This window comes from Commensalibacter sp. M0268 (assembly GCF_016101925.1).
Taxonomy (GTDB): Bacteria; Pseudomonadota; Alphaproteobacteria; order Acetobacterales; family Acetobacteraceae; genus Commensalibacter; species Commensalibacter melissae.
This window is the reverse complement of sequence record NZ_JACFPQ010000001.1, coordinates 170,357-191,805: the sequence shown is the minus strand read 5'-3', so window position 1 is coordinate 191,805 and position 21,449 is coordinate 170,357. Positions and strand designations below refer to the sequence as shown.

21 protein-coding genes are annotated in these 21,449 nt (G+C 39.2%); 10 read left to right on the top strand and 11 right to left on the bottom strand.

The window, feature by feature from the left end; translation table 11 throughout:
• Positions 1-48 precede the first annotated feature (48 nt).
• On the top strand, positions 49-522 hold the full coding sequence (bcp, locus tag H3R28_RS00880; RefSeq protein WP_110438423.1) for a thioredoxin-dependent thiol peroxidase: 474 nt from the start codon (positions 49-51) through the stop codon (positions 520-522).
• A 13-nt stretch (positions 523-535) separates the two neighbouring features.
• Here the strand turns inward: bcp and H3R28_RS00875 are convergent, their stop codons facing one another.
• Complete coding sequence (locus H3R28_RS00875) at positions 536-1,759, bottom strand: DUF4412 domain-containing protein (RefSeq protein ID WP_198209319.1); 1,224 nt, start codon at positions 1,757-1,759, stop codon at positions 536-538.
• Positions 1,760-1,959: 200 nt separating this feature from the next.
• Entirely contained in the window at positions 1,960-2,796 is an 837-nt protein-coding gene (locus H3R28_RS00870) for an EcsC family protein (RefSeq protein WP_198209320.1), read from the bottom strand.
• A 193-nt stretch (positions 2,797-2,989) separates the two neighbouring features.
• Here H3R28_RS00870 and H3R28_RS00865 point away from each other — a divergent pair, with 193 nt between their 5' ends.
• Complete coding sequence (locus H3R28_RS00865; RefSeq protein WP_198209322.1) at positions 2,990-3,433, top strand: hypothetical protein; 444 nt, start codon at positions 2,990-2,992, stop codon at positions 3,431-3,433.
• 4 nt (positions 3,434-3,437) lie between these two features.
• Here H3R28_RS00865 and rnhA read toward each other — a convergent pair whose 3' ends face one another.
• From rnhA to ispH, 3 genes are read right to left on the bottom strand one after another with little or no spacing between them, the layout of a single operon-like run.
• Positions 3,438-3,908 carry a ribonuclease HI gene (rnhA, locus tag H3R28_RS00860; protein WP_198209328.1) on the bottom strand — a complete coding sequence of 157 codons (471 nt, stop codon included), beginning with the start codon at positions 3,906-3,908 and terminating at the stop codon, positions 3,438-3,440.
• Positions 3,898-4,854 carry a homoserine kinase gene (locus H3R28_RS00855; protein ID WP_198209330.1) on the bottom strand — a complete coding sequence of 319 codons (957 nt, stop codon included), beginning with the start codon at positions 4,852-4,854 and terminating at the stop codon, positions 3,898-3,900. The genes rnhA and H3R28_RS00855 overlap by 11 nt, the downstream gene beginning before the upstream one ends.
• Before the next feature lie 24 nt (positions 4,855-4,878).
• Positions 4,879-5,862 carry a 4-hydroxy-3-methylbut-2-enyl diphosphate reductase gene (ispH, locus tag H3R28_RS00850; protein ID WP_110438429.1) on the bottom strand — a complete coding sequence of 328 codons (984 nt, stop codon included), beginning with the start codon at positions 5,860-5,862 and terminating at the stop codon, positions 4,879-4,881.
• 186 nt (positions 5,863-6,048) lie between these two features.
• On the opposite strand from ispH, the gene H3R28_RS00845 reads away from it, so the two are divergent.
• A complete protein-coding gene (locus tag H3R28_RS00845) occupies positions 6,049-6,666 on the top strand; it encodes a hypothetical protein (protein ID WP_198209332.1) in 618 nt (205 codons plus the stop codon).
• A 61-nt stretch (positions 6,667-6,727) separates the two neighbouring features.
• Here H3R28_RS00845 and H3R28_RS00840 read toward each other — a convergent pair whose 3' ends face one another.
• Entirely contained in the window at positions 6,728-8,239 is a 1,512-nt protein-coding gene (locus H3R28_RS00840) for an acetyl-CoA hydrolase/transferase family protein (protein WP_110438431.1), read from the bottom strand.
• A 153-nt stretch (positions 8,240-8,392) separates the two neighbouring features.
• Here H3R28_RS00840 and H3R28_RS00835 point away from each other — a divergent pair, with 153 nt between their 5' ends.
• From H3R28_RS00835 to gltA, 3 genes are all read left to right on the top strand, one after another.
• The gene (locus H3R28_RS00835) at positions 8,393-9,106 is read left to right on the top strand and encodes a metallophosphoesterase (protein WP_196424162.1); all 714 of its coding nucleotides are present in this window, start codon (positions 8,393-8,395) and stop codon (positions 9,104-9,106) included.
• 49 nt (positions 9,107-9,155) lie between these two features.
• Positions 9,156-9,485, top strand: a complete 330-nt coding sequence (locus H3R28_RS00830; protein WP_198192635.1) for a chorismate mutase — start codon at positions 9,156-9,158, stop codon at positions 9,483-9,485.
• A gap of 205 nt (positions 9,486-9,690) precedes the next feature.
• On the top strand, positions 9,691-11,010 hold the full coding sequence (gene gltA / locus H3R28_RS00825; RefSeq protein ID WP_230873087.1) for a citrate synthase: 1,320 nt from the start codon (positions 9,691-9,693) through the stop codon (positions 11,008-11,010).
• A gap of 69 nt (positions 11,011-11,079) precedes the next feature.
• Here the strand turns inward: gltA and H3R28_RS00820 are convergent, their stop codons facing one another.
• Positions 11,080-11,322, bottom strand: coding sequence for a hypothetical protein (locus H3R28_RS00820; protein WP_110438434.1), 243 nt, complete (start codon positions 11,320-11,322; stop codon positions 11,080-11,082).
• Between the two features lie 204 nt (positions 11,323-11,526).
• Here H3R28_RS00820 and H3R28_RS00815 point away from each other — a divergent pair, with 204 nt between their 5' ends.
• Positions 11,527-12,291: an orotate phosphoribosyltransferase gene (locus H3R28_RS00815; RefSeq protein WP_110438435.1), complete on the top strand. Its 765-nt coding sequence runs from the start codon at positions 11,527-11,529 to the stop codon at positions 12,289-12,291.
• Between the two features lie 13 nt (positions 12,292-12,304).
• Complete coding sequence (gene murI, locus H3R28_RS00810) at positions 12,305-13,126, top strand: glutamate racemase (RefSeq protein WP_198209334.1); 822 nt, start codon at positions 12,305-12,307, stop codon at positions 13,124-13,126.
• A 7-nt stretch (positions 13,127-13,133) separates the two neighbouring features.
• Here murI and H3R28_RS00805 read toward each other — a convergent pair whose 3' ends face one another.
• Positions 13,134-14,174: a polyprenyl synthetase family protein gene (locus H3R28_RS00805; protein WP_230882773.1), complete on the bottom strand. Its 1,041-nt coding sequence runs from the start codon at positions 14,172-14,174 to the stop codon at positions 13,134-13,136.
• Between the two features lie 157 nt (positions 14,175-14,331).
• Here H3R28_RS00805 and H3R28_RS00800 point away from each other — a divergent pair, with 157 nt between their 5' ends.
• Together H3R28_RS00800 and H3R28_RS00795 are read left to right on the top strand one after the other, a co-directional pair.
• Positions 14,332-15,132, top strand: a complete 801-nt coding sequence (locus H3R28_RS00800; RefSeq protein ID WP_122123931.1) for a tRNA1(Val) (adenine(37)-N6)-methyltransferase — start codon at positions 14,332-14,334, stop codon at positions 15,130-15,132.
• Positions 15,133-15,315: 183 nt separating this feature from the next.
• On the top strand, positions 15,316-16,278 hold the full coding sequence (locus tag H3R28_RS00795; protein ID WP_198209538.1) for a ribonucleotide-diphosphate reductase subunit beta: 963 nt from the start codon (positions 15,316-15,318) through the stop codon (positions 16,276-16,278).
• A 61-nt stretch (positions 16,279-16,339) separates the two neighbouring features.
• Here the strand turns inward: H3R28_RS00795 and H3R28_RS00790 are convergent, their stop codons facing one another.
• From H3R28_RS00790 to guaA, 3 genes are all read right to left on the bottom strand, one after another.
• Positions 16,340-17,179 carry an aldo/keto reductase gene (locus H3R28_RS00790; protein ID WP_198209336.1) on the bottom strand — a complete coding sequence of 280 codons (840 nt, stop codon included), beginning with the start codon at positions 17,177-17,179 and terminating at the stop codon, positions 16,340-16,342.
• Positions 17,180-17,423: 244 nt separating this feature from the next.
• Complete coding sequence (locus H3R28_RS00785) at positions 17,424-19,343, bottom strand: ribonucleoside-diphosphate reductase subunit alpha (RefSeq protein WP_122123933.1); 1,920 nt, start codon at positions 19,341-19,343, stop codon at positions 17,424-17,426.
• A 476-nt stretch (positions 19,344-19,819) separates the two neighbouring features.
• Positions 19,820-21,397, bottom strand: a complete 1,578-nt coding sequence (guaA, locus tag H3R28_RS00780) for a glutamine-hydrolyzing GMP synthase (RefSeq protein ID WP_198209338.1) — start codon at positions 21,395-21,397, stop codon at positions 19,820-19,822.
• Between the last annotated feature and the right edge of the window lie 52 nt (positions 21,398-21,449).

The window sequence follows — 21,449 nt, the reverse complement described above, 5'->3', positions numbered from 1 at the left end:
GGAAAAAATATTCAATTTTCATTATATCCATCTAGAAAAGTAAGTTATATGACCCAACTAAACGAAGGCTCCCTGGCACCCAATTTTGATCTCCCCACCCAACTTGAAAGTTCAATTTCCCTGACGGCATTAAAAGGAAAAAAATTTGTTCTTTATTTTTATCCAAAAGCCAATACATCTGGATGCACGAAAGAGGCCTGTGCTTTTGAAGAAAACCTGACCGCATTCAAAAAGCTCGATATCCCTGTTATTGGTGTATCCCGTGATCCAGTTAAAAAACTGAAGGATTTTGCCCAAAAACACAACCTCACCTTTCCATTGGCATCCGACGAAAAAGGTGAAATGACGGAAGCCTATGGCGTTTGGGTAGAAAAATCAATGTATGGTCGAAAATACATGGGTATTGAACGATCGACCTTTTTAATAGATGAAAAGGGTAGAATCCTTAAAATCTGGCATAAAGTCAAAGTTACCAACCATGTAAACGAAATTTTGAAAACTCTCAATGCATCTGATCGATAATCTTCTATGAACCTTACGGATGTGCCGGTGCCAACATCTTCAGATCCGAAGGTATTTTATACAAACCGGCATCTTGATGTGCGTAAACAACTTTTAAGGCCACAACTAATGGAATGTTATTACGTACAACGCGTAACATAACTCCATCATTTGTATAACATACATCATTAATATTGCCCTCTGTATCTGCCACCTCCCATTCATTACAAAATTGTCCAGCAACCGTGGCCTCACCAACCTTGACATAATCTCCCTCTGCCCTTTTTCCCGCGCCCTGAATAGATGCACCCGGCGCGACAAGTTCGGTTTTTTTCTTTAACTGGGGGTTTAAAACGGTTAATCGCTGCGTGTGATAATCAGTTATCATGTATGTATCAATCCCCTGGGAATCAATTCTTTGTTTCCATTGTTCCACGGACCAGCGCATTCTCTGATGAAATGGAGGTAAACCAGGCATGGGACCAGCGATTGCATAAACCACATCAACATCCCTTTGAGGAGTAATAAAAGGATTTTGGCTGGCATCCACCTTATTCCCATTTTCCGATTTTTTAGCCTGGATAGGTGAAAGAGGCTGAGCGTTGGCATTGGGTGAAACCAAAGTGGGACTTTCCCCCTTTTGCTGGGGAAGTCTAACCTGCTGATATCCTACCGGAACTTGAAATATGGAGGGAGACAAAGCATCAAATTGCACTGAAAGGGCTTCTGTTTTACCATCAATACCATCAATATCCATTCCTTCCTGCCGTAATAATATGCCTTCATCAGTTACACAAACATCAGAATGTCCTTTTGTTCCTTGAACTGACCAATGATGACACAAAATACCCAATATACGATCTGTTCCCTTTTTTCTGAAATGTAGACTTTCATCCAAAAAAAGACCACCCTTGCCCGATTTACTTGGAATCACCGTATAAACTCGCGACTTATTGGAAACAACCGTTGCCGTTTGCTTAGCTGAATCAATAAGGGTGAACCCAATATTGTTGGGACCATCAATTCGAAATAGAGTTCCATTTCCAGAAAAATATATCTTGCGTTTTTGGGCCAATGATGAATTTTCCGGCTGCACGGCATAAACAACCGTTACATCTCGTTTCGGCATAAATAAAGGATGCTTTTCTTGGGCATAAGCCGATAGGGCGGCAAAAAAAGTGGTACCAATAAGAATTGATCCCGTATAACCCTTTTTTTTATAAAAAGAAGAGCATAGCGCCCTAAAATTATACAACATCACTTTATCCTTAATATATTGACTTTACAAATACCGAATTATAGACGGAATCAATTCCGTTTCAATCCCCCTAAAACTAAACTTAATTGATATCTCGTTAACTAAAAATCTATAATGCCTTAATCTTGAATAAACTTTGCACGTCCAATTCTATTGTAATGATTAAATCATGATAACATGAACATGATCTGATCATGTCATTAAAAAAAATTATCGGAATTTATATGATTTTTACAAATATACTCAATTGTTTCCCGAGCTAACATTCCATGTTCACGTTCCAATCGACGTATAACAAAATGTAGTCTTGCCAAAGAACGATAATGATTTAAAAAGGCCATATTTAATGAGGCACCACATAATGCGCTAACAACAGGCATCATCTGCATACTCAGTTTTTGGGAAAGGCTCAATCCATATTGGTAAGAAACGTCAGCCATGAGCAAAATCATCGGACGGCCACGCAACATTAATCTGGCTGAAAAAAAACCCAGCTGATTATCTTTATCTATACCCAAATTAGCAAAAGACCGTAATGCAAATACCTCTAGACAGGCGCGTTTAGTATCTTCATTTTGAAGGTTTTCCCCTTCCTCTTGCGCAACATGAGCAATTTCACGCATAAGGGCAAGGGTGGTCAGACTGATATCAGGCAACATACCACCCAATCCAGTGAACCCTCCAACTGCACCTGACGTAACAACCATGGCATTCATCATTCGATCACGCCAGACAGCTTTTGATAAATTTGAATCTGTTTTCTCTGTTTTTCTTTTCAATCCTAAAATGGCAATTTCAAAAGCGCGCTGAATGGAAACATTGGTAAATTTCTCTATTTTTTTCTGTATCCTTGGTGAAAGACTCAGTCCTCTTTCACCTAATTTTATGGCTTGTCCTACAGCTCCTCCCATAATATCGGCCAATCGCAATAACACGCCGCGTCCTGCTTCCAGCTGTTCCAGCGCAACTGTAAGATCCTGAACCTCTTGGTCATTTAAAGAATAAGGAACAATCGTCTGATTATTTTCTGTATTCATTTGTCAATACCTATTCCAATGATGATAAATTGGTTATAATTTGATATCATTAACCATAATCCCTTTTAAGGGAAATAATATGACAAAAAAGTCATCTTTTTTAGAAAAGAAAAAGTTGCCAATTGATTACTTTTAAAAATAGATTATTTTTATATATTAAGTAAGAATTTAAAAAATAATGGCATATAACAAAATGAAATCTGTTTCTCATTTTCGAACCAGTCTGATTCTAACCATTAGTTTATTGACAGGCATCATTCCTATGGTTGTTCAGGCTCAAATTTCTGGCGCAGTTTCAAATAATACGAAAAACCAGGCTCCAAATCCATTACCTCCGCCCCCTTCAAGACCTGGCATGTCAGAATATAAACCTGTCAGCTATGATAATTCAATGACAACCACACAGTCAGATTCCATAACTTCTCAAAAAGGTGAGGGATTGCCAGGGTCCACACCAAGCCAATCGCCTGTCAGACCCTATAATGGTCCTTCAGTCAATATTCCCGGGACAGGAATTCGGGCGTATTTTAATGCACCTGTACAACCACCCTATAATGCAAGTGCATCCTATGATACATTTGCAGGGCAACCAGGAGGCAATCGCAGTGCAATTTTACAACAAAACAAAGTGCGCTAGCTAGTTAATCTGTTTCTGTTATTTTTTTTCTGGCTGACGTGGCCAACTGATCAACCCGTTCATTTTCAGGACATCCATTATGTCCTTTTACCCAATGCCATTGAATTTGATGCCTGGCAGCGGCACTTTCCAATCGCTGCCATAAATCAATATTCGCAACCGGTTTTTTCCCCGCTGTTTTCCAGCCATTTTTTTTCCAGCCTTCAAACCATTCAGTAATTCCACGACGAACATATTGACTATCCGTATACAAATCCACATGACAAGAACGGGTCAATGTCTCCAAAGCCACAGCAGCGGCAGTCAGTTCCATACGATTATTCGTCGTTTCCATTTCCCCACCACTTAACTCACGTTCAATTCCCTTGAAACGTAATAACACTCCCCATCCGCCAGGACCCGGATTGGGACTGCACCCTCCATCTGTCCAGATTTCAACAAAACCTTTTTGAAAATTGCTTCGATCAAAATTCATATGTTTCAACTTTGTTAAGTTGATGATATCTTAGCCTGTATAAATAAGGTTGCGGATCTTTAGGAGTAACCAAAGCTGTTGAAGGGGTATAAACCAGATCATGTAGGCGCGTCAGTAAAAAGCGCAATGCCGCCCCCATTTTAAAAATGGGTAACAACAATCTTTCTTTCTCAGTCAGAATACGAACAGACTGATAACCTGCAACCAAAGCCCTTGCCCGTTTGACAAGATACTCACCCGTTTCTTTAAAACACCATGCATTTAAAGCAATTGCCAGATCATAAGCCAGAAAATCAGTACAGGCAAAATAAAAATCTATAAATCCACTTAGACGATTATCTTGAAAAAAAACATTATCAGGAAATAAATCTGCATGTATCTGACCCACTGGCAAACCCTCTTGTTGGGTAGGCCAGGATTGAATGATTTTTCTTAGGACAGGATCGATTTCCCTTATTAAATCATCATGCCCGTGATTAACCGATTTTTCAAGTAACGCATTCCAGCTATCCGGCCCCACATGATTTTTTTTATTCTGCTTGAATTCCAGACCAACCTGATGCATCCGAGCCATCGAGACGCCCAAGGAAAAACAGTGTTCCGGAAAAATTTCCGAAACTTCTTTTCCATCCAAAAAAGTAAAAATTGCTGCCGGACGTTCATTCAGCTCAATCAGGCATTCACCCTCTTTTGTTCTGACAGGTAAGGGGCAACGGATATGATGTTGCGCAAAAAACTGCATCAAATCCATATACCATGGAAGTTCTTCTCTTTTTATACGTTTTTCATAAAGGGTAAGAATATATTTCCCTTGGGTGGTATCAAGAAGAAAATTGCTATTCTCGACCCCCTGGGCAATACCCTTTAACCGAACAAGTTGACCGACAGGATAATTTTGAAGACAAGATGATACTTGTTGTTCAGTAACATTTGTATAAACAGCCATGTATTAACTCTATGTTTCTCTATTTTATCCTAGGGGAGCTGGCAGACTGAATGTAACATGTTCCTCTTTGACAATCCGTTCTTCGATATCGAGCGTAAAATGTTTGGACAAGGCTTCAAGTATTTCTTGCACAAGGGATTCAGGTGCAGAGGCTCCTGCCGTGATCCCCAATACATTCACGCCTTCCAGATCTTTCCAATCCATGTTTTCCAGTTTCGGTATCAAAATTGCCCGTGGCGCTCCCGAACGTTCAGCAACCTCACGCAACCGTTGTGAATTGGAAGAGTTTGGGGAACCGATCACGAACATCAAATCACACTCTGCCGCAATTCTTTTTACGGCTTCCTGTCTATTTGTAGTTGCATAACATATATCCTCACGCTTTGGCCCCTCGATCTTGGGAAATCGTTGCCTTAAAATGGCAACAATTTCTGCGGTATCATCCACAGAAAGCGTAGTTTGTGTTATAAATGCCAAACGGTCTGGATTTTCAGGTTGTACAGTACGGGCTTCCTCTGCATCCTTAATAAGGGTTACCGCACCTGGTGGCAATTGCCCCATCGTTCCAACAACTTCGGGATGACCTGCATGACCAATCATCAAGATATGACGGCTTTCTTCACCGCCATTGGCAAAATGCCGTTCCGCCTCTCTGTGAACCTTGGAAACCAAGGGACATGTAGCATCAAGATATAACAGGTTACGTCTTTGGGCTTCTAGGGGCACAGTTTTGGGAACACCATGCGCTGAAAAAACCACATGTGCATCTGCTGGAACCTCATCCAGTTCCTCCACAAAAATAGCCCCCTTTTTTTCTAAATTTTCAACAACTGTCCGATTATGAACGATTTCGTGACGAACGTATACCGGTGCCCCGTACCGTCGCAAAGCTTCTTCTACAACACGAATAGCTCGATCAACCCCGGCACAAAACCCACGAGGGCCAGCCAATAATACTTTTAACGCACGAGTTTGATTTTCTGAATTCTTTAAATGTTGGTCAGACATAATTTTTCCAAGTTATTAAAAATCTATAAACTTTATATTTGGATTTTATCAGGTAAACAAGCTGTTATTAAACATCAGAACTTAAAATTAATTATAAAGAATATATTTCACATTAAAACAATTTGTTTTATGGTATATATTTTATTATTTATTAACAACCTCTTCTCTATAAATGGCAGGAAAGCGATGAACCTTTCAAGTGTTTTGACAAAAAAGACGATAAAAACACCCCTCGCCTTTTTACCCTTCACATTTTTTCTGTGGGGATGTGCAGAAAAAGTAACATATGATTTTCCTCCTGCCTGTCCCAAAGTTAGTATTCTTCCTGCAGCATCAGATTATTTTGTTTTTGAAAATAATCAGGATAGTCTCCCTCATCTTATAACTAAAGCCAGCATCATAGAAATATCAGGCAATTGTACTGATGATCCAAAGAACGAAAAAAATAAAGAACGAAGAAAGAGAAATTTAAGCTATCAAGACTACATTGATACACAACTGAGTGTGACCCTTCAGATTCAGCGAGGACCAGCAGCCCAGACTCACTCTTTCAAAATCCCATATTTCATTGCAACCATTCATAATGGAAAAGTCGCTGATAAACAGGAAATGATTGCGGAAATTAGTTTCCCCAATAATATTGATCAAGTGAAGCTTGAATCCAAAAAATTGATGTTCAAAGTTCCCGCCACAACTGCCCGTACCCCTGATGGATATGAACTTACTGTTGGCTTTCAACTATCTCCAAACCAGCTTGAATATAATCGTCACCATTTTGGATCTGTTCAATATAATTCCTATTAAACTATCCATTATAATTTGCTTAAAAAATCTAATTTAAGCAAATTAACAATTGCATGAAAAATCAGGGGATCATTGTACCTGTATCGATGTACCGTTCATGCCATGACAGGGCTTCCTTAAGCAAAATAGGAGTATGAGCCATATTATTTTTTAGGGCCATTTGATAATATTCCCTCAATAGAGGTCTAAAAGTGGGATGCGTACAATTTTCAATAACAAGTTTTGCTCTTTGACGCGGTGACAGTCCCCGTAAATCTGCCAATCCCTGCTCGGTTACAATAACCTGAACATCCTGATAAATATGATCCACATGAGACACCATCGGAACAATTGAGGAAATCTTTCCTCCTTTGGCCAAGGATGGAGTCATGAAAATCGATACATAGGCGTTTCTTGCATAATCCCCAGAACCACCAATTCCATTCATCATTCTTGAACCCATAATATGGGTGGAATTGACATTGCCGAAAATATCCGCTTCGATGGCGCCGTTCATGGAAATGCATCCTAACCGGCGAATAACACCAACATGATTACTGATTTCAGAAGGCCTTAAAATGATTTTGTCACGGAAAAAATCAGTGTTATCGTTAAAATACTCCGCTTTTTCAGGACTTAGAGAAAAGGATGTCGCCGAAGCAACCTTCATTTTCCCAGTTTCAAGCATATTCAACATACCGTCCTGAATCACCTCCGTAAATGCGGTCAGATTGTCAAAATCCCCTTCGCCCAAAGCCTCCATAACCGCATTGGCAACATTGCCAACCCCGGATTGTAACGGAAAAAGTTGAGGCGGCACTTTACCTCTTTTCACTTCATACCTGAAAAATTCCATTAAATGTCCAGCAATCAATTTTGCATTTTCATCACTGGGACTAAAAGGGGCATTTCGATCTGGAGCGTTCGTTTCCACAACAGCAACCACTTTATTCAGATCAACAGTCATATATGGTTGACCTATACGATCACAAGGAGAGGACAATGGAATAATTTGATGAGGAAAGGAGGTTGAAACTTCCCATGCATCATGCATACCCTCCAGACCTGCACTTTGCCATTGATTGACTTCAAGGATAATTTTTTTTGCACTATTCAACCAAAGCTGATTGTTGGCCAGAGCCGAAGAGGCAACCAACCGACCATCTTCGCAAATACGTACAACCTCGATAATGGCGACATCCATTTCACCCAAAACACCTGTACGATATAAGGGGGCAACCTGTCCCAAATGCATATCAAGATAATCAGTATCCCCACTATTGATCCGTTTACGCATAATTGGATCAGTATTAAACGCGGAACGGTAAGAAACTCCGTTAACCTCCGCCAATGCACCATCAAGTTCTGGCCCTGTTGACGCTCCAGTTATCAATTTGACTTTAAATTCCTTACCTAACGCATGAGCTTCCTTAATTCTATTAGCCAAAGCCTGAGGAACTGCCTTCGGATATCCTGACCCCGTAAATCCACTTGTACCTATCAAATCACCCGCATGAATAAATTGCGCGGCCTCTTCAGCCGAGCAGACTTTTCGTTTTAATCCCTGATGTTGAATACGATTATTTTGAGACATGACTAATCCTTTAAAAATCTTAACTTAAATAAAACTATATATTTTTTTTTCTTTTAATTAAGATCATAAAGTTCAATTCTCCCAACAAAAAAAAGTGAGATATTCAATAAAAAAAACATTTTTGCAATATATAGATGCAAAATAAAAAACTTTATGGTTTATACTATAGCAATGTTTGCCACATTATCCACTCGTTTCAAAAATTTCAGAATTATCGGGGATGTCCATGGTGATATTAACGGTTTTCGACATGCTGTTGAAACAGATCACTTCATCATTCAACTGGGGGACTTGGTCGATTACGGACCGGATAGTGGTGCTGTAATGGCGTTAATGTTACAGGTTCAGGATGAAAAAAGAGGGATTTTCTTGATTGGCAATCATGACCGAAAACTGGGATTGTTTCTCAAGGGATTCAGGGTAAGAAAAGATAATATCCTGACCAGAACCCTTGATCAAATCAACCAACATCCTGATAAAAAACTAACCGATAAAATCTTGCAAGCTTTGGAAAAAGCTCCTGCCTGGTTAATTTTTAAGAATTTTATTTTTGTTCATGGCGGATTTCATACCAGGATGCTGGTTGAACCCCCGCCAGCCAATCCATTGACACCGATAAATGCCTTGTTATCCCGCACATTGTATGGGGAAACAACCAATAAAACCCTTGCAAATGGTTATCCGGTCCGCAGACTAAACTGGGTTAATCATATTCCATCAGGTTATACCCTATATTGCGGACATGATTGCAGATCCACGGACGGACGTCCCTGGATCCGCAAGGGGTATGCCGGAGGGACAGCCGTTTTTATGGATACTGGAGCGGGTAAAGGCGGTCATTTATCGTGGATCGATATTCCAATTTAATTCAAACAACAAAATCATTATCCAAAATTTATGTAAGAAGGTAGATTGTATGATTAAACAACCATCACTCTCCCCAGAAAAAGCCAAACAAGAATTATTAAAGTTGCGCCAAAGTATTGATAATATCGATAATGCGTTAATCCATATTCTGGCTGAACGATTTTGTTTGACCCAAAAAGTGGGTGAATTGAAAGCAACCTATCAATTACCCCCCTCTGATCCTCAAAGAGAATCTGAACAAATTGCACGATTAAGAGAAATGGCCAAGTCCGCCCATCTGGATCCCAATTTCGCCGAAAAATTTCTTCATTTCATCATTACGGAAGTTATTCAACATCATAAAGCAATTGCCAAACAAAAAATTGATAAGAAAAATTAAATCATCTCTTATTTTTTATTTTTGGTTGTGCATGCAATTCTTTATATTAAGACTCAGCAAAACAATTTTAAATATAATTTATTTAAATGCCAAGCTCTCAGAGACGTGAAAAAACTTCTCTGTGTATTCTGGTATGGTGAAGATTGAGCATTTTTATGCATTAAATTTAAAGACATTGTTAAATCACAATAAGGTTGAATATAGTATGAAACAGTCAGACACGGAAGCTATGTCTTTCTCACCTCCTCAAGATGACGGAACCGTTACCATTACTTTTCAGGGGAAAACAGCTACATTACCAGTTCTATCAGGGGCAAGTGGAAATAGTGTCGTTGATATTCGCAGTTTGACCAAAGAATTGGGCTTATTTACCTTTGATCCTGGATTGGGCAGTACTGCCGCTTGTGAAAGCAAGATCACATTCATTGATGGTGAAAAAGGTATCCTTTTATATCGCGGGTATCCAATCGAACAGCTTGCTGCAAAATCAAGTTTCGCAGAGGTGGCATATCTTCTTTTGTACGGAGAACTTCCATCCAAAAAAGAGCACGAGGATTTTAAAGAACGGTTACTTAATCATTCTCTTCTTCATGAGCAAATTCGAAATTTCTTTAACGGCTATCGTCGCGATGCACATCCAATGGCCATGTTATGTGGAACAGTTGGTGGATTATCAGCTTTCTATCCCGAAGGCATTGACATATCTAACGAAGAAAGTCGTGATCTTTCCGCTGTTCGTCTGATTGCAAAAATGCCCACTCTTGCGGCATGGGCCTACAAATATTCCCGAGGGGAACCTTTTGTCTATCCAAGAGCGGATTATTCATATTCAGAAAATTTTATTAACATGCTGTTTGCCCGTGCGGATAGACCCTATAAGGTTAATCCAATCCTCAGCAATGCATTGGACCGTATTTTAATTTTACATGCTGATCATGAACAAAATGCCTCAACATCCACAGTACGATTGACAGGATCAACAGGATCACATCCGTTTGCCTGTGTTGCCGCAGGTATTGCCGCTCTTTGGGGGCCCGCACATGGTGGTGCAAATGAAGCGGTTTTACAAATGCTCGGAAAAATAGGCTCAAAAGAAAATATCCCTGATTTTATTGCAAAGGTGAAAGATAAAAACAGTAATGTCAGGTTAATGGGATTTGGACATCGCGTTTACAAAAATTTCGATCCACGGGCAAAAATCATGCAACAGACCTGTTATGAAGTCCTTGAGGAATTGGGTATTAAACACGATCCATTACTAGAACTCGCTATTGAACTAGAAAAATATGCACTGAATGACGATTATTTCGTTCAACGTAAACTTTATCCAAATGTAGATTTCTACTCTGGAATCATTTTCAAGGCAATGGGAATACCTAAATCAATGTTTACCGCGTTTTTTGCTGTTGCACGCACCGTAGGATGGGTAAGTCAATGGAAAGAGGCCTTTAATGACCCATTACGAAGAATTTATCGTCCTCGTCAGCTATATACAGGCCATCAGCGTAGAGATTTAAATAAATAAACTAACTTAGATAAGAAAACTTTTCAGGTAAGGAAATTCAAATAACAATTTCCTTACCTGGTTTTTCCTCTAGTTGCAATCGCATCCAGTGGTTTTGCCATTCTGTTTTTTATCATAAATATGATAGTCAATCCATTCAGACACGAGAAGACGAGCCTCATTTACTGAAGATTCCGGATGATAAATTTGATATAAAAGAACGCAGCTCTGAAAAATTTGCATTTCCCCTACACCAACAGCTTTTAACTCTTGATAGGCAGTAATAACCGATTTTTCACACCGACGATGAATGTGGTCTAATTGAATAGCCATACTTTTTCTACTTAATACCAACGATTTACTTTGACTTTGGTAGTATATCCCAAAATCAGTATCTATTGATAGAAATATATTATTAATTTGGTTTTTATCAATTTTTTTATAAAAAAATTTAATTACTGCACTTTTTTTCTAAAAAGTATATAAGAAAACCTTATTTACCTGCTTTCTCTACTTTACGAATAAGGCAATCACTCTATGTCACAAACTCATACTTCACTTTTTAATAAAAAACAACCACGTTCACCTCGTGTAACTGAATGGGATCGTGACGCCGCTCTTATTACCGCTCGGCTTCTTTTGGAAATCCAGGCTGTAAATTTTCGTCCTGATGATCCGTATCTACTTACCGCCGGTTGGAAATCCCCTGTTTATATTGATTGTCGTAAAATTATTTTTTATCCTCGTGCCCGGGCAAAGATTATTGAATTAGGGGTTGAAAAAATTTATCGTCACGTTGGATATGAATCTTTTGATGCCGTCGTGGGTGGTGAAACAGCTGGAATTCCATTTGCTGCATGGTTCGCAGACCGAATGATGACTCCAATGGCCTATGTCCGCAAAAAACCTAAAGGATTTGGTAAAAATGCACAGATCGAAGGGGATGTACCTGAAAATATGCGTACTCTTTTGGTGGAAGACTTAACTACAGATGGTATTTCCAAGGTTGGGTTTGCCAAAGCTTTACGCAAGGCTGGTGCAATTGTTGATCATGCTTTTGTTGTTTTCTTTTATGGAGTTTTTTCAAGCGCTTATCAGACACTAAATGATATTGGTATCAGTCTGCATTCCCTTTGCACTTGGTGGGATATTTTAGAAGTCAGTTCAGAATACCCAGCCTTTTCAAATGGAGATACCTCAGAAATCAGACGTTTCCTTGAAGATCCTTGCGCATGGTCTGCCAAGCATGGCGGAGTCAGCAATGAACAGGAGGCTCTAGCTTATAAACAATCCCGTTTATAATCTTTTATACCCTATGCCTTATCGTGTTTTAGCATTCGATTCTGGTATTGGAGGTTTAGGCATCGTTCAAAACCTCCAAACACAATTGAAAACAACTGATTTACAGGTTTCAATTGACTATCTTGCCGACAACCTTGTTTTCCCTTATGGTGAGCAAGAAGATAATTTTCTGGTTGAACGAATTATCAATCTTATCGGACAGGCGATTCAGTCAATTAAACCAAACCTTGTTATCATTGCCTGTAATACCGCCAGTACTATTGCACTCGACAGGCTAAGGGAAATATATCCTTTCATTCCATTTGTTGGCTGTGTTCCTCCTGTTCGATGGGCCGCCCGTGTGAGTCAAAGCAAAATAATTGGATTATTGGCAACACGCGCGACCGTTGCACGACCCTATTTATGTCATTTAAAAGAACAATTTGCCTCGGATTGCAAACTTATCGCTTATGGTTCTCCTGTACTTGCAAAACTGGCAGAGAATTATTTCCGGACAAAGTCTTGCGATATACATCTAATCCGGCGAGAACTTGATAATATGTTTAATCATCCATATTCTGATCAAATGGATGCAATATGTATAGGATGTACCCATTACAGCTTTATTCTTGATCTTTTACGTCAGAACACACCCCCATCCATTCAATGGCTGGATCCTGCAGCTGCTGTAGCCAAGCACACTATTGACATTTTACGGCAAGAGAAATTTTCACATACTGATAATAACGTAAATAACTGTTTTTATTCTACTGCACCATTAACTAAGGACAAACCTCTTTTAAGTCGGCTTGCCCTGATGAAATTTACACAAATCAAAACATTTATATTGCAATAAACCAATTTTAAAAATGTCTATGCACGGTGTAATTAGCAATATTTTTCAAGATAGTATGTAATTCACTCTCTGGAAAAACATCGAGCGCTGAACTGGCTTTATTTGCAAAAACCATAGCTTCTTTAAGGGTTTCTTCAATTACATTGTACTTTCGAATAAGGACTAGCGCCTGTTTTAAATCGCCTTTTTCCTGCTTGCCATCCTGTATTACCCGTTGCCAAAATTCCTTTTCCACTGGAGTGGACTTTTCATAGGCAATCAAAATTGGATAGGTTATTTTACCCTCACGAAAATCATCGCCAATCGTTTTACCCAATTCTTCCTGTTTCGCTGAATAATCCAATGCATCATCAACCAGCTGAAAAGCCATTCCCAAATTTGTACCAAAAGATTCCAGCGCCAATTCATGCTGTCTTGATTGATTGGCTACAATAGCCCCAACTCGACAAGAAGCTGCAAATAATGCCGCAGTCTTTCCATGAATAACTTCAAAATAGCGTGATATTGAAGTTGACAAATCATTCTGTACGGTCATTTGCAAAATTTCACCTTCAGCAATGGTTGCCGAAGCCTTTGAAATGATTCGCATAACTTCTAAGGAACCATCTTCTGTCATGATCTGAAATGCACGGGAAAAAAGAAAATCTCCCACCAATACAGACGCTGAATTGCCAAAAACAGCATTTGCACTTTCCGTCCCCCGTCGCAACATACTTTCATCAACCACATCATCATGCAACAGGGTCGCGGTATGAAGGAATTCAATACAGGCAGCCAACCGGACATGACGTGTAATGTGATCTGCAGAATCTTTTTCGTATCCACATAATCGTGCTGAGGCCAAGGTTAGTAAAGGTCTTAAACGCTTTCCTCCTGCCACAATTAGATGTGCTGCCAATTGTGAAACTAACGGTACGGAGCTTTGCATCCGATCCATAATGACATGATTACAAGCTTGCATGTCAACAGCTAAATAATCCACTAATGCTTGTAAAGGTTCTTCTTTCCCCATCAGAACAGGCATTTTACTTTCTACCTTCTGTCTCATTGGCATATGTTGATCCAACCGACCCTATATAAAACTTATAAAAATTTATTCAAGTTGTAAAAATAAAAACAGAATTGATCATTATCATTAACATTTCATTATCGGTTACGCTAGAATACATTTTATTTGTCTAACATATTTATTTGGTTAATGATTTATGCAGTCGCTTTCTTTTACGTCACCTTATATACACCATAAATCAAAAAATACATCCAATGGAACGTTATTAGAAGGAAAGATATTTTATAAACAATTCCAAAAAGGATACAGGACAGCCCTCGAGCCCATATTGATGGCAGCCAGTATTCCAGCCAAAAAAAAACAGATAATTATTGAGGGTGGATGTGGAGCCGGTGCAGGATTGATGTGTCTTGCCTATCGTATTCCTTTGATTACTGGAATAGGTTTTGAACAACATCCAGAGATGGTTGAACTGGCAAATGAAAATTTTCAACTTAATGCGATGTCCAATCTAAAGGCAATGCAGGTTACATTGCCGAAACTTCCAAAACGTCCTTTTACATTTTTACCTAATGGTCAGGAACATGTTGATCATGTCTTCGCCAACCCTCCCTGGCATCAACATAATAGCTGTCCTTCACCAGACCCAGAAAAAAATCTGGCAAAAAAACTTCCCCGAGGCTTGCTTGCTGAATGGATTTATGCTTTAAGCCGTCCATTACGACAAGGAGGAACATTAACTCTGGCCCTTTCAGCCAGCCTGTATAGTGAAGCAAGTGCCCTTATGTATCAATATAAACTGGGATCGGTTATTCTATTTCCTTTATGGCCAAAACTAAACCGACCACCCCGAATTATACTTTTACAAGGACGAATGGGATCGACCGGAGGGAGTCAGATTGCACCAGGCCTGATACTACATAATGACAATGGAGAATTTACCAATGAAACAAATCGAATCTTGCGTCAGGGAAAAAAACTAACCTTGTTATCTTGATATAAGCGTTTATATGGGATGAATCTAAGTCAAGAAGTTTATTTTTATAAAACACTATATATCGATATTAAATTTATTTATATGACTATATATTGATAAAAGAGCATAATTAAATCATAAATCACCCAAGGAGTTAAAACTGTGGAAAAGCAAGATTCAAAACCAGCACAAACACATAATCTGATGACGTATAACCCAGTTTACAAACCCTTTCATTATCCTTGGGCCTATGATGTATGGCTGACCCAACAGAGACTACATTGGTTACCTGAAGAGGTTCCATTGGCGGAAGATGTCAAGGACTGGCATAAAAAATTGACCGAACCCGAACGGAATTTGATCACCCAAATCTTTCGATTCTTTACGCAATCAGATGTCGAGGTAAATAATGCCTATATGAAATATTACAGCCAGGTATTCAAACCTATTGAGGTTCTTATGATGCTGTCAGCATTCTCAAATATTGAGACGATTCATATCGCGGCATATAGTTATCTTCTTGATACTATTGGTATGCCGGAAGTCGAATATTCTGCTTTCCTCAAATATAAGGAAATGAAAGATAAATACGACTACATGCAGAATTTTTCAATTGATAATCCACTCGAAATTGCCAAAACAATGGCGGTTTTCGGAGCATTCACTGAAGGATTACAATTATTCTCATCCTTTGCCATCCTTATGAACTTTCCACGTTTTAATAAACTAAAAGGAATGGGGCAGATTATTTCGTGGTCGGTAAGAGATGAAACATTACATTGCCTATCCATTATCAAGCTTTTCCGTACGTTCATTCAAGAAAATCCCCATTTGTGGACGGAAAAATTTCAACAAGAGCTGATTTATATATGTAAAACTATCGTTGAACATGAATTTGCCTTTATTGACCTAGCTTTCGAAATGGGTTCTGTCGAAGGATTAACCGCACAGGATGTCAAAAATTATATTTGTTTCATTGCCAATCGTCGCTTAACACAGTTAGGCCTGGATACAATTTACGATATTGATAAAAATCCGTTACCCTGGATGGATGAAATGCTCAATGCTGTTGAACATACCAATTTCTTTGAAAATCGTGCCACCGAATATAGCCGAGCAGCCACAGAAGGAACCTGGGAAGAAGCTTTTGAAAGCATGACAGTTTAGGAATTCCCTGTTATTCCTCAGGGTCAAATAGATATTAATCCTGAGGGAATAATATTAAGAATTAAAATTCTTCATATTTTGAGGGATCCTGTCCTTTTAAACGACCATCTGATTTTGATAATGCATCAATTTTTTGCATATCTTCTGTCGTAATATCAAAATCAAATATGTCAAGATTTTCCTTTTGCCTTTGATCTGATGTTGCTTTTGGAATGGGAACAACACCAAGCTGGACATGCCAGCGCAAAATTAGTTGTCCTACCGACTTATGATAATTTTTGGCAATTTCTTTCAGGATCGGGTGTGTCAACAGATCATTGGCACGGCCCAGTGGACTCCAGGCCTCTGTAACAATTCCCAATTTTTTATCATAGGCACGCTGTTTTGCCTGGGAGAAATATGGATGCAATTCCACTTGGTTAATACTTGGTGTCACCCCTGTTTCCTTAATAATACGATCAAGATGCTCAGGCAGGAAATTTGAAACACCTATGGATTTAATCATCCCTCTTTTTTTCGCCTCGACCAGAGCTTCCCAGGCTTCAAGATATTTTCCTGTTATCGGGTTGGGCCAATGAATCAAATATATATCATAATAATCAAGCTGTGCACGATATAAAGATTCCTCAATCGTTAACAATGCCTGATCATATTGATGACGACGTCCTGGTAATTTGGAAGTGATTCGCAACTGATCACGGGAAATTCCACATTGTCGGACCGCTTCACCAACAGCACCTTCATTTTCATAATTAAAAGCTGAATCCAACAAACGGTAACCATTATGAATGGCACTGATGATAGATTTTACCCCTTCCCTACCGTTAAGTTTGTAAGTGCCAAATCCAACAGCAGGAATATTCGTCCCATCATTTAATTTAATTTGAGGAATAGATGACATTCAATATGTGTCCTTTTTACAAAAATATTAAAGACAAAATCAATATTTCGATTGATATCATAAATAGATGTCTGTTTAAAAAGCAATATCATCTTGTTTATAAATGAATATCACCTATATCGGCCAAAAATCTTCCTAAATCTTAAAATATTAAGGATATAGAAAGAATAAAATCCGTTTAGATCAGACTTTTGCCCAGTTAACAAAAAAGACCTTTTCCTCTAAAAAATCCTTCAAACCAATATTATTGACAAGATAGACATTCTTCATAACTTGTCGAGGTATCAGCCTGTATCTGATCACCTTTATTTAGAATATCTTCTTTAACTGCCAAATTGCTAACAGTATCTGCACGCTGGATAGAAAGAGAACGGCAATAATACAGGGATTTCATTCCTTTTTTCCATGCCTGATAATGCATCATATGTAAATCACGCTTGTGAACATTGGCTGGAACAAATAAATTAACTGATTGAGACTGACAGATAAAAGGTGAACGGTCAGCAGCATGTTCAATGATCCAACGTTGATCCAATTCAAATGCTGTTTTGTAAATATCCTTTTCATCCTGAGTCAGAAAATCAAGATGTTGAACACTCCCTTTGTTTAAAGTGATAGAAGACCAGACCGCATCAGTATCCTGGCCTTTTTCCTGCAATACCTTACGTAAATGCCTATTTCTTACGGTAAAGGAGCCTGATAAGGTTTTCTGCAAAAATACATTGGCCGTAATTGGTTCAATACCGGGACTTGCATTTCCCGCAATAATCGAAATGGAAGCCGTTGGCGCAATCGCAATCTTGTTTGAAAAGCGCTCATTAATGCCATAATCGGCGGCATCCGGACAAGGTCCACGCAAATTCGCCAGGGTAACGGATGCCTTGTCCGCTTCCTGACGTATATGCTGAAACATTTTCTTGTTCCATACTTTTGCCATAACGCTTTCAAACGGAATTTTATGAGCTTGAAGAAAAGAATGAAAACCCATTACACCCATACCAACGGAACGTTCACGTGCAGCGGCATATCTTGCACGTTCCATTTCGTCAGGAGCATGATCAATGAAATCCTGCAAAACATTATCAAGAAACAACATGACATCCTGGATAAATTGTGGGTTTCTTGACCATTGATCCCAATATTCAAGATTTAAAGAGGAAAGACAACAAACAGCCGTCCGTTCCTTTCCTTTATGATCTATTCCTGTAGGTAACGTAATTTCAGCACAAAGATTAGAGGTTTTTACTTCCAGTCCAGCCAGTTTATGATGTTCAGGACGGGCATTATTCACCGTATCGGAAAAGACAATATAAGGCTCACCCTGTTCAATTCGTGTCGTCAGCAGTCTGATCCACAAAGAACGGGCAGAAATTTTCCTAATGACTGACTGATCTTTTGGGGAGACAAGCGCCCATTCCTCATTATTTTCAACTGCACGCATAAAAGCGTCAGAAATTAGAACACCATGATGTAGATTCAAGGCTTTACGATTGGGATCTCCACCCGTTGGTCTGCGTAATTCAATAAATTCCTCAATTTCAGGATGCCAGATAGGCAAATAAACAGCTGCTGAACCCCGTCTCAAAGATCCCTGACTAATTGCCAGGGTCAGGCTGTCCATCACCCTTATGAATGGAATGACACCTGAAGTTTTGCCATTCCGACTAACATTTTCACCAATAGAACGCAAATTTCCCCAATAGGATCCAATTCCCCCGCCACGAGAGGCAAGCCAGACATTTTCATTCCACAGTTCAACAATTCCCTTCAAGCTGTCTTCCGCTTCATTCAAAAAACAGGAAATAGGCAACCCTCTGGCCGTCCCACCATTTGACAGTACTGGAGTGGCCGGCATAAACCAATGCTGAGACATATAGTCATATAAACGCTGGGCATGTTCCGCATCATCCCCGTAATAGGAAGCCACCCTTGCAAACAGCTCTTGGTAGCTTTCACCCTCAATAAGATAACGGTCATCAAGCGTCGCTTTACCAAAATCTGTCAATAAAGCATCACGAGAATGATCTAATTTAACCTGATAACGCCCATACAACTGTATTTTTCCTGCCAAGGCATCTGTAAAAAGAGAACCATTATCTGTTTTACCTTTTCCAGCATTGGCAACAGGCTTTTTTTCAAGCAGATCAACTGGGGTCACAACCATATCCTCGCAAAACAACAAACCTTTAAGGATTTTACATCCTTACTATACCATTATAAAATTTTAAATGTAATGATAAATTTCTATATATAGTATATTAAAAAAACATACATACCTATATGATGATATAAAATCAACATAACATTAGGCTTGACATGCAAGATTTTGATAAAAACAAAAACTTTAATTTTACAATCGAAAAAGATCAGAAATGATAACAAGATAGTATAGGTCAGACTTTATTGATTTAACAATATATTTAATTTTAAATTTTTTTAAATATATTAGCCAGAAACCTCTGTATATTTATCCGGTTTAAAAAATAGAATGACTATACAATTATATTGTCATAAATTCCTTATATAAAAAAACAAGTCTGTAACTTGTCAATGCGTAACCTAAACAATAGATAGCACCCCAATCAAACCTATGAAATAATTGGGGTGACACTTTCTCAAGATATTGATTATCTTGCAATCTTATTCCCATTCAATGGTTCCGGGTGGTTTTGATGTAATATCATAAGTTACACGATTAATGCCTTTGACTTCATTAACAATCCGCCCCGCCACTCTGGTAAGGAATTCCATATCAAAAGAATAAACATCAGCAGTCATGCCATCCACACTTGTAACAGCCCGCAATGCACAAGCCTGATCATATGTTCGGCCATCCCCCATAACGCCAACCGTACGAATAGGCAACAAAACAGCAAACGCTTGCCAAATTTTGTCATATAACCCAGCCTTGCGAATTTCATCCAAATACACGGCATCAACACGACGCAACAAATCAAGCCGTTCACGCGTAATGTCCCCTAAAATTCGTATGGCAAGGCCTGGTCCTGGGAAGGGATGACGACCAACAATATTTTCTGGAATACCCAATTCCCGACCCAAATCCCTGACTTCATCCTTGAAAAGTTCACGTAAAGGTTCGACAAGCTTCATATTCATCCGTTCAGGCAATCCACCCACATTATGATGAGACTTAATAGTTGCTGATTTTCCCGTGACACTGACGCTTTCAATAACATCCGGATAAAGGGTACCCTGAGCCAGAAAATCAGCCCCACCCAGTTTTTGCGCCTCCTGTTCAAATACCTCGATAAACAAACGGCCAATGGTTTTACGTTTAACCTCTGGATCGGTTACTCCAGCCAATTCTTTCAGAAACAAGTCAGACGCGTCTTTAGCAATCAAATGAATATTAAATTTCTCTTTGAATGTTTTAACAACCTCATCCGCTTCATTTTGACGCAGCATGCCGTGATCAACAAAAATACAGGTTAGCTGATCTCCAATAGCTTCATGAATCAATACAGCTGCCACTGCGGAATCAACCCCACCTGATAAACCGCAGATGACTTTTTTGTCACCAACCTTTTGACGAATACGTTCAATTTCCAAATTACGAAAACCGGCCATGGTCCAATTACCCTGACACCCGGCAATATTATGCGTGAAATTCTTTAATAATGCGGCACCGTGAGGTGTATGAACAACTTCAGGATGAAACTGAACACCATAATAGTGACGATCCTCATCAGCAATCATGGCATAGGGTGCACCCTCACTAACCCCTACCACCTTGAATCCGGGGGGGATTTTTGTAACTCGATCACCATGACTCATCCATACTTGTTCACGGTTCCCTTGTGACCATACACCCTGACATAAGGCACTATCCTCAAGAATTTCAACATACGCACGGCCAAATTCACGGTGGTCACCGGATTCCACCTGTCCACCCAATTGATGACACATTGCCTGTTCACCATAACAAATTCCCAATACGGGAACCTTTAATGTAAAAACTTCATTCGGAATCCTTGGGGCATCCATTTGAGTGACACTGGAAGGACCGCCAGATAAAATAATCCCTTTTGGTGCAAATGAACGAATCTTTTCATCATCACTCGTATAAGGCCATATTTCGCAATAAACGCCACTTTCTCTTATTCTGCGTGCAATCAACTGGGTTACCTGACTGCCAAAATCAAGAATAAGAATCTTTTCTTGATGTAAAGATTGTTCCAATTCGCTTACCTGGGTCATTTTTATCAATCACTTCCTCTTTCAGTAAAATACGTTTTCATATCACAAATAG